Below are 6,213 nucleotides of genomic sequence, written 5' to 3'. Positions count from 1 at the left end.
CTGATCGGTCAATCTTGACCCTTTCGCTCAAGCGCTCTAGGCCGCCGACATGGCGGACGCGCGGGATACACGCTTTATGCAGGTCGCGCTAGAACTAGCGCAAGCGGCGGCTGATATCGGCGAGGCGCCGATCGGTGCTGTCCTGGTCGATCCGGAGACGGACGAGGTCGTGGCGCAGGCGCATAACCGGCCCATCGGCTTGCACGATCCAACCGGGCATGCCGAGATTATTGCAATGCGTGAGGCCGCCGCCAAGCGGGGCAATTACCGCCTGACCGGGCTGGAGCTTTTTGTCACCCTGGAGCCCTGTACCATGTGCGCCGGTGCGATCAGCCATGCCCGTATCGGGCGGCTGGTCTACGGCGCTCCGGACGTAAAAGGCGGTGCGGTCGATCACGGGGTGAAGTTTTTTGACCAGCCGACCTGCCACTGGCGGCCCGAAGTGACCGGCGGGGTGCTCGCCGAAGATAGCGCCCACAAACTGCGCAGCTTCTTCCAGGCCCGCCGCAAGAAAACCGCGCCGGGCTCTTAACCTCGAAAATTCACGGAAACGTCACGCACAGTCGTGGCAAACTTCGATATCGCACAAATTCTCTTGGGATTTTGCGAGGACGCCCTGTCCATGATCCGTGTTTCCATACTTTCGCTGGCCGCGATGGCGGCGATTTGCGCGCCCGCTGCTCACGCGTCCACCACCTGCCTGGACGCGGCCATCATGCTGCGTGACGTCGCGGTGGAAGATGCCAGCGGACGCTGGGAAGGCCAGGATGTGCTGATCGAGGACGGCGTGATCACCGCCATGGGTGGTGAACTTGAACTCGATGCCCCGATCGCAGAGTGGGCCTTGAGCGGACACACCGTCCGGCCCGCACAAGAGACCGGGATTATCGTCCGCGTCAGCGCCCGGGCACCGCAAGCCGATCCGGCACCGGTTTACCTCATGCCGGGCGAGGCTGCCGATCTCGATATCTTCGGCCATGACGGCCAGACCATTGCTCAGCTGCGCGATGGTCAACCGGCTGGACAGTGCTTCAGCGGCTAGACCGGCCGGGTTTTCCAAACGTCCGGACTTGCCGGTTATCACTCAAGAGACTACCTTTCGACGTGTCATGGGTCTGACACGAAAGAGCACACGAGCATGATCGGTCGCGTCACTTTGTATCGCGGTTATGTCTTGCTCGAGCACGAGCACGTCTCCGATTTCGCGGAAGTGCTGGACCGGATTTCCGCCGCGAAACAATTATTCGACCAGGGTGCGCCGCATCGTCTGCTGGTTGATGCGCGCTACTATATCCCGGTCTGGAAACCCGAAGAGGCCCCGAGAATCGCCGCTGCTGTGCTTGATGCCTTTCCGCCGACCCTGCGGATTGCGGTCCTGATCAAGGAGCAGAGCACGCTGGTGGCGGTCAAACCGATCATGGAACGCCTTGTGGTTCACGGGGTGACGCTGAACCGGTTCACCTCTCCGGACGAAGCCAAGACCTGGCTGCTCAACCCTGACGAGGCTGTTCCAGCCGTGCCTCAAGGCTAGCCCGAACGCGCGGCCATTCCTCCTCCAGCACCGAGAAGAACACCGTATCGCGCCAGTCGCCGCGCCAGGTTTTGGTATGCTGGCGCAGCACGCCTTCCCTGCTCGCGCCCATTTTCAGCATGGCATTCTGCGAGCGTTGGTTGAGGCCATGGGTTTTCAGTTCGACGCGGCGCGCACCGGCCTGGAAGGCGCGGTTCATCAGCAAGAGTTTGCAGGCGGGGTTCACGCCGGTGCCGCGGGCCTCAGCCTCATACCAGGTCCAGCCGATCTCCAGGCGGGCGTGTTCGGGAAAGATGGAGAGGAAGGCCGTATGGCCGACCAGGCGCTGATCGGACTTGCGCCTAACGGCGTGGGAGATTTGATTTCCGGCCGTCTGGTTTGACAGCATCAGATCGAACCAGGGGTCGAAGTGCTCGCCATCGCCGCGGATCGTGGTCAGCGCCCACATGTCCGGGTCTTGGGCAATCTCGCGCAGTGTTTCGCGATGGTCTTCGCGCAAGGGCTCCAGCCGGACGATGTGATTGTCCAGCACTACCGGTTCCAGCCGCATCAATTCGTCCCCGCAAGCAAGAGCAGACCCCGGACTATGTAAACCAGCCCGATCGCGCTGACGATCCACTTGGTCCATTGCCGGAATTGAATATCGCTCATCAGATTGAGCACGCGGGTGCCAAGTGTTGTGCCCAGTATGGCCAGCGGGATGGCCAGCATCAGCCAGTGCCCGGCTGGCAGGGCGCCGGCGGACAGGGCCGGCAGGATGTAGTAGCCGATCTTGACCCCGTGCGAGACCACCTGGGTGGCGGCCTTGGTCGCGACAATCGCACGCCGGTCGACCTCGGTTTCAGCGAAAAACACGTCGAGCAGCGGGCCTGAGACCCCGGCGATAACATTCAGCCCGGTCACGCTGAAGCCACAGGCGATCGCATGAACCGGCTTGCTGGCGTCGAGGTGAAGCCATTGCCGCGGGATCCAGATAATGCCCGGGACCAGGCCTAAAGCGATAAACAGCCAGGCCTTGTCGAGCTCGAAGGTGAGCCAGATCAGCAGCCCTGCAGCCGCCGCCGACCCGATCAGGTAGATGGTCAGGATACGCCAGGCGATCCAGTTGCGCAGGATGACGGCGCGCCAGCCATTGGACACGCTCTGGATGGTACCATGCACGACCATGGCCGCGGAAACCGGCAGGATCAGCGCCAGCACGCCCATCAAGAGCAGACCGCCGGCCATGCCGAAGATTCCGGAGATCGTCGCCGTTACAAACGTAGCGGCGAGCAGGATGAAAACGGCGATGGCGTTCACCGGCGGCCCTCATGGCGCAATTGGTCGCGCACCTCCATCAGGGCAAAGCCAAGCAGGTTCTCGCCCTTCCAGCAGGCGGGGTCGCATACGCCCTTATCATCCGCCGCCAGGCCAATGCCCCAGACCGGATCAACCGGGCTGGCTTCGACCAGAACAAGGTCTGCGGTCTTGAGAAGATAGTCCCGCAAGGGCGGGTTCTGGCTGAATTTGAGCGCATTGCCCCGCACGACAATGTCATATTTGTACTGATCCCAGACGGCGCTGTCGAAGGCCTTGATCTTGCGGCCCAGTGCCTTGACCTGGCGCGGATCGTCCGACGCCAGGATCGAGCGGACGATCTTGGTGTCGCCGAACAGGCGCGCCTTTTGCGCCATCATCCAGTGTTCCGCCGTCCGGTAGCGATCACCGTCTTGTTTGAACGGGCTGGGAAACCATTGACTCAGACAGGACGCCGATATCACACCGTCAGAGCGCCCGCGATGGCCCCAGAAAGGACGGCATTGCAACTCGCGGCCAACCGTTTTCCGACGTTTAAGGGCCCAATCGCGGGAATACTTCATCCCGCTGGTCCTTTACGCGCCGGCATTCTTGGCAAAGCTCCAGGCGCCCTGGGCGAGCGGGACCACGGCCTTGCCCAGCTCCATGGCCTTGGCATTGGAGGCATTGCCTTGAAGCGCCCGCGCATACACGCCCTGCACAATCGAAGCGAGGCGGAAGATGTTGTAGGCAAAGTAGAAATCGAGTTCGGGGATGCCGTCCCGCCCGGTGCGCTGGCAATAGGCCTCGACATAGGTCTGCATCGACGGGATGCCGTGCGCGTCGAGATCAATGCCGAGGAAACCGCCGCGGACTTCCGGCGGCATGACCCAGCCCATCAGCTGATAGGTGAAATCCGCCAGCGGATCGCCAAGCGTGGAAAGTTCCCAGTCCAGAACCGCGATCACCCGCGGCTCGGTGGGATGGAAGATCATGTTGTCGAGGCGGTAATCGCCATGCACGACCGAGGTCCGTTCCTGCTCCGGAGCCGCCTGGGGCAGCCATTCGATCAGCTTGTCCATCTCGCTGACAGTATCGGTTTCTGCGGCGCGGTATTGCTTCGTCCAGCGTCCGATCTGGCGTTCGAAATAATTGCCCGGCTTGCCGTAATCACCCAGTCCGGCAGCTTCGAAATCAATGCCATGCAACTGGGCCAGGGTGGCATTGGAGGCGTCATAAATCGCGGCGCGCTCATCCTTCTCGACTTCCGGCAGCAGACCGTTCCAGAAAATCCGGCCTTCGACGAAATCCATGACATAGAATTCCGTGCCAATGACGTCGCGGTCCATGCACAGGCCGAACATGCGCGGAGCGGGAAAGCCCTGCTCGCCCAGTGCTTTCATCACCCGGTGTTCGCGGTCGACGGCGTGGGCCGAGGGTAGGAGCTTGCCCGGCGGCTTGCGGCGCAGAACATAACTTTTGGACGGTGTGTCGAGCTTGTAAGTCGGGTTGGATTGCCCGCCCTTGAACTGGCTGACGCTGAGCGGGCCGGCAAAACCGTCCACATTCTCGCTCATCCAGGCGGCCAGAGCGCCTTCATCAAAGGCCAGGGCATCGGCCACGTCCTTGGTGCCGCTGAAGCTATCGTCGATCTGGGACATGCAGGCTCCGGTTCAAATCATTTCGTGTTTGGACTTACAGACCGCCCAGAAGGGCGAGGAGGAGATAGGCTGTGCCGATAAGGGCGGCTGGCCCGAGCAGATATCCGAGGCGGAACTGGTTGGTCGCTTTCGGATTGCTCTCGCAGATCGCCTCCACGGCTTGTTTCAGCTCCTCGCCAGCCAGGCGCGGCAGGGAGACATTCAATACCAGGGAGGTCACGAGGATAAAGGGCAGACCGGCGAGAAAGGCCAAGGCAAAGGCGATCACACCGCTATCATCAACCCCGGTCACCATGCCAAGGCCGAGAATGCCGGCGACGATAATAATCAGCGCTACCTGCGCACTCATGGCGAGCACAAAGCCCGCCAGAAGCGCATTGCTCTGAAGCATGGGAAGCGCCGCTTTGCGGATGGCCGATAGCATTGCTGACAGACCTATTCGGACTTGTAGATATGGCCGCCCTGCATCACGAAATCGATGTCGCGAAGTTCGGCGATATCCTCGAGCGGGTTGCCGTCAACAGCCACGATATCCGCGAACTTGCCCGCTTCCAGCGTGCCGATCTCGTCTTCCATCTGCAGGTGGGTGGAGGCGTTGATGGTTGCTGTGACGATGGCTTCCATCGGCGTCATTCCGGCCTCGACATAGAGTTCGAATTCGCGGGCATTATCGCCATGACGCGAGACGCCGCTATCGGTGCCGAAGGCGATCATCACGCCGCCCTCATGCGCGCGACGGACCATGTCGAGCATTTGCGGGCCGACCTCGAGCGATTTGCGGCGCTGGTTTGCGGTCATCACATTGGCGGCCTCCGGCGATGCGGCAATTTCCGCGACCGTGATGCCGGCCAGAACCGTCGGCACGAGATAGGCGCCATTGCGACGCATCAGGCGGATGGAACGCTGATCGAGATAGGTGCCGTGCTCGATGGAATCGCCGCCGGCTTCCAGGAAAGCGTTGATGCCGGTAACGCCGTGCGCGTGCGCCGTCACCCGGCGGCCCATCATGTGTGCGGCTTCCACAATCGAGGCCAGTTCGTCATTGAAAAACTGACGCTCCACGCCCGCCGCCGTGTCCGACAGCACACCGCCCGTGGCCGTGATCTTGATGACGTCGGATCCGCCGCGGATCAGCGAGCGGACCGCCTCGCGGCAATTGGCCGGACCGTCGCAGGCGGTCGGGCTGGAGAAGTCATGCATGACATCCAGGGCAAAGCCGTTGACGTCGCCATGGCCGCCGGTCGGGGTCACGGAGGTGCCGGAAATCCGCAGCCGCGGCCCGGCGACATCGCCGGAACGGATCGCATCGCGCAGTGCCCGGATCGCCTCGAAATCCCCGCCGACATCCTGGGCCGCGGTGAAGCCGGCCATCAGCGTGCGCTCGGCATGCACTGCGCCATCAAAGGCCAGGTCAGCGGAAGACAGGGTGAAACGGTTGAAGCGCCGGCCCGGTCCCAGTTCGGACAGGAGGTGGACATGGCTGTCGATAAAGCCGGGCATGACGAAGTCATCAGACAGGTCGACAATCTCGGCCCCTTCGGGCGTGACGAAGCCGGCCTCAATGCGCTCGATCCGCTCGCCGCGAATGAGGATGGACTGGTTTTCCAGAACCGCTTCGCCCGGAACAGCCAGCAATTGGCCGGCATGGATGACGGTCAGATCGTCGTGGTCGTCGGCGATAGCCGAGCTCGTGACCAACGCGGCCAGTGCCGCGCCAAGCGCAGTGCGGATCATGGAAACCTCCCC

General features: G+C 62.3%; 9 protein-coding genes. 3 read left to right on the top strand and 6 right to left on the bottom strand.

From position 1 onward, the window contains the following. Positions 1 to 49 precede the first annotated feature (49 nt). From tadA to Q1V57_RS14560, 3 genes are all read left to right on the top strand, one after another. Complete coding sequence (gene tadA / locus Q1V57_RS14570; RefSeq protein WP_300532306.1) at positions 50 to 532, top strand: tRNA adenosine(34) deaminase TadA; 483 nt, start codon at positions 50 to 52, stop codon at positions 530 to 532. A gap of 90 nt (positions 533 to 622) precedes the next feature. Further along, positions 623 to 1,042 (top strand): hypothetical protein, encoded by a 420-nt coding sequence (locus Q1V57_RS14565; protein WP_300532304.1) that lies wholly within the window; start codon positions 623 to 625, stop codon positions 1,040 to 1,042. A gap of 96 nt (positions 1,043 to 1,138) precedes the next feature. Then, positions 1,139 to 1,531 (top strand): hypothetical protein, encoded by a 393-nt coding sequence (locus Q1V57_RS14560; protein ID WP_300532302.1) that lies wholly within the window; start codon positions 1,139 to 1,141, stop codon positions 1,529 to 1,531. On the opposite strand, the gene Q1V57_RS14555 is transcribed toward Q1V57_RS14560, so the two are convergent. The 6 genes from Q1V57_RS14555 to Q1V57_RS14530 are packed head-to-tail and all read right to left on the bottom strand — an operon-like array spanning position 1,491 to position 6,201. Then, the gene (locus Q1V57_RS14555; RefSeq protein WP_300532300.1) at positions 1,491 to 2,081 is read right to left on the bottom strand and encodes a GNAT family protein; all 591 of its coding nucleotides are present in this window, start codon (positions 2,079 to 2,081) and stop codon (positions 1,491 to 1,493) included. The genes Q1V57_RS14560 and Q1V57_RS14555 overlap by 41 nt on opposite strands. After that, entirely contained in the window at positions 2,081 to 2,830 is a 750-nt protein-coding gene (locus Q1V57_RS14550) for a sulfite exporter TauE/SafE family protein (RefSeq protein ID WP_300532298.1), read from the bottom strand. The genes Q1V57_RS14555 and Q1V57_RS14550 overlap by 1 nt, the downstream gene beginning before the upstream one ends. Continuing rightward, positions 2,827 to 3,390, bottom strand: a complete 564-nt coding sequence (locus Q1V57_RS14545) for an NADAR family protein (protein WP_300532296.1) — start codon at positions 3,388 to 3,390, stop codon at positions 2,827 to 2,829. The genes Q1V57_RS14550 and Q1V57_RS14545 overlap by 4 nt, the downstream gene beginning before the upstream one ends. A gap of 12 nt (positions 3,391 to 3,402) precedes the next feature. Further along, a complete protein-coding gene (locus tag Q1V57_RS14540; protein WP_300532295.1) occupies positions 3,403 to 4,467 on the bottom strand; it encodes a phosphotransferase in 1,065 nt (354 codons plus the stop codon). A gap of 34 nt (positions 4,468 to 4,501) precedes the next feature. Continuing rightward, entirely contained in the window at positions 4,502 to 4,858 is a 357-nt protein-coding gene (locus tag Q1V57_RS14535; protein ID WP_300532293.1) for a hypothetical protein, read from the bottom strand. A 44-nt stretch (positions 4,859 to 4,902) separates the two neighbouring features. After that, the gene (locus tag Q1V57_RS14530; protein WP_300532292.1) at positions 4,903 to 6,201 is read right to left on the bottom strand and encodes an amidohydrolase family protein; all 1,299 of its coding nucleotides are present in this window, start codon (positions 6,199 to 6,201) and stop codon (positions 4,903 to 4,905) included. Positions 6,202 to 6,213 lie beyond the last annotated feature (12 nt).

Origin of the sequence: Maricaulis sp. (assembly GCF_030149425.1) — a bacterium.
Lineage (GTDB): Bacteria > Pseudomonadota > Alphaproteobacteria > Caulobacterales > Maricaulaceae > Maricaulis.
This window is presented reverse-complemented; position numbering and strand designations above follow the sequence as displayed.

Coding starts and splice junctions, on each gene's coding strand:
- tadA (WP_300532306.1), top strand. CDS start 50: ATGGCGGACGCGCGGGATACACGCTTTATGCAGGTCGCGCTAGAACTA.
- Q1V57_RS14565 (WP_300532304.1), top strand. CDS start 623: ATGATCCGTGTTTCCATACTTTCGCTGGCCGCGATGGCGGCGATTTGC.
- Q1V57_RS14560 (WP_300532302.1), top strand. CDS start 1,139: ATGATCGGTCGCGTCACTTTGTATCGCGGTTATGTCTTGCTCGAGCAC.
- Q1V57_RS14555 (WP_300532300.1), bottom strand. CDS start 2,081: ATGCGGCTGGAACCGGTAGTGCTGGACAATCACATCGTCCGGCTGGAG.
- Q1V57_RS14545 (WP_300532296.1), bottom strand. CDS start 3,390: ATGAAGTATTCCCGCGATTGGGCCCTTAAACGTCGGAAAACGGTTGGC.
- Q1V57_RS14540 (WP_300532295.1), bottom strand. CDS start 4,467: ATGTCCCAGATCGACGATAGCTTCAGCGGCACCAAGGACGTGGCCGAT.
- Q1V57_RS14535 (WP_300532293.1), bottom strand. CDS start 4,858: ATGCTTCAGAGCAATGCGCTTCTGGCGGGCTTTGTGCTCGCCATGAGT.
- Q1V57_RS14530 (WP_300532292.1), bottom strand. CDS start 6,201: ATGATCCGCACTGCGCTTGGCGCGGCACTGGCCGCGTTGGTCACGAGC.